Source organism: Mesorhizobium sp. A623, from assembly GCF_054489405.1.
The window spans coordinates 1-1119 of sequence record NZ_JBTMXB010000120.1; the positions used below are offsets into that span (position 1 = coordinate 1).

At 60.4% G+C, this 1119-nt stretch carries 1 protein-coding gene; it reads left to right on the forward strand.

Translation table 11 applies throughout. The features are described from left to right. Positions 1–75: 75 nt before the first annotated feature. Entirely contained in the window at positions 76–1065 is a 990-nt protein-coding gene (locus ACX3P1_RS28150; RefSeq protein WP_459083097.1) for an IS5 family transposase, read from the forward strand. Positions 1066–1119 lie beyond the last annotated feature (54 nt).

Below are 1119 nucleotides of genomic sequence, written 5' to 3' on the forward strand. Positions count from 1 at the left end.
AAGCTTTGGTGCACGGATCATTTATTGGCGATGGCGTAGTCGAGCGGCGACTGAAATAGCCGGTTCGTCATCTTCATGCCCTTCAAACATAATGCCTCCCGCCGCCATCGCATCGGCAAGATGAAGTTCCAGGTAACGAACTGGCGAGAATATGAGGCAGGCCTTCGCCGACGAGGAAGCCTGACGCTCTGGCTCACGCCGGAAGCCTTGTCGTCTTGGCGAGCGCCGAAGAGGACGACCCGCGGTGGCCAGCCGCGCTACTCCGATCTGGCGATTGAAACTGCTCTGACGCTGGGCCTGGTGTTCGGCCTGCGGCTGCGTCAGACGGAGGGCTTGCTGGCATCGGTGCTGCAGTTGATGGGACTGGATCTCGCCGTCCCTGATCATACGACGCTGAGCCGTCGGGCAAGCATCTCGCGATTGCCTGACAGACGGCAAGGTCGCCGGTTTCCAGGAGACGGACCCGTACATGTCCTCATCGACAGCACCGGGCTCGAAATCTATGGGGCCGGGCAGTGGCTGGAGGAGAAGCACGGCGCCAGATCGCGGCGAAGCTGGCGAAAGCTGCATCTGGCGCTGGATGCCGACAGCGGTGAAATCATTGCTCACGTCATGACCGATCAGAACACTGGAGATTCCTCGCAGGTGGAACCGCTGCTCGACCAGATCGATGGAGAGATCGGCCAGTTCACAGCCGACGGCGCCTATGACGGCGAGCCAACCTACAAGGTCGTCACCAACCATAGCGGCAGTGCAACGATCGTCATACCGCCGCGTGCAAACGCAATCGAGCGGGCAGATACCGAACCTCTCAGCCAGCGGGACCGGCATATCGCGGCGATCAACAAAGATGGCCGGATGAAATGGCAGGCTGCGACCAGCTACGGTAAGCGCTCGCTCGTTGAGACCGCGATCGGCCGCTACAAATCCATCATCGGTAGCCGACTGCGGGCAAGATCGTTCCGGACCCAGCAAACGGAAGTCGCCATTGGTTGTGCCGTCCTCAATCGTATGTTGGCATGCGCACGCCCGAAGTCTGTCCGGTACAAGGCAGCCACGGCATAGCCAACGGCATCAAAGGTTGAAATCCGTCCGCACCCCGATCAATGCACCAAGACC